1 protein-coding gene is annotated in these 467 nt (G+C 72.6%); it reads left to right on the top strand.

What is annotated here, in order from left to right; translation table 11 throughout:
* Nucleotides 1–54 precede the first annotated feature (54 nt).
* A partial coding sequence (locus ADL03_RS04895) for a hypothetical protein (RefSeq protein WP_157527979.1) occupies nucleotides 55–467 on the top strand: 413 nt, incomplete at its 3' end.

The raw sequence follows: 467 nt of genomic DNA, 5'->3' as shown, positions 1-467 counted from the left end.
GAACACCCGGCAGGCAGGCCCTACGACCGCCCTTTCGGCCGACTCTCGTTCGTCATGGAACACGAAGGCCGCCCGGCCGCCGTGGTGGTGCTCGCCAGCACCGTCAACGCCAGCGTCGCCAAGGACCGCGGGCTGCACCGCTACAACTGCGTCGACCTCGCCCGCATCGGCCGGTCCACCGACCGGCGCGACGGATACAGCCTGCGCGCGGTGCTGCGCATCGCCCGCGAGTACCTGGTGCCGCTGTGGCCCCGCCGCTACTCCCGATGGCAGCGCGTTGACGCGCTCGTGAGCACAAGCCTCCCAGGCACCCTGTCCGCGACCAGTGGCGGCACCGCCGGCCTGTACCGGTTCGACGGCTTCGAACGGCTGCGCGTCACGACCGGCCCGTCCGGCGGCGGCACCTACGGCCGCCCCAGCCGTGCCAACTCGATCGGTGACGGGGCACGTGGCCTGTGGGTCTACCG

The organism is Nocardia sp. NRRL S-836 (assembly GCF_001279525.1).
Classification (GTDB): domain Bacteria; phylum Actinomycetota; class Actinomycetes; order Mycobacteriales; family Pseudonocardiaceae; genus Lentzea.
The sequence above is the reverse complement of the archived record's forward strand: the minus strand, read 5'-3'. Positions and strand labels throughout refer to the sequence as shown.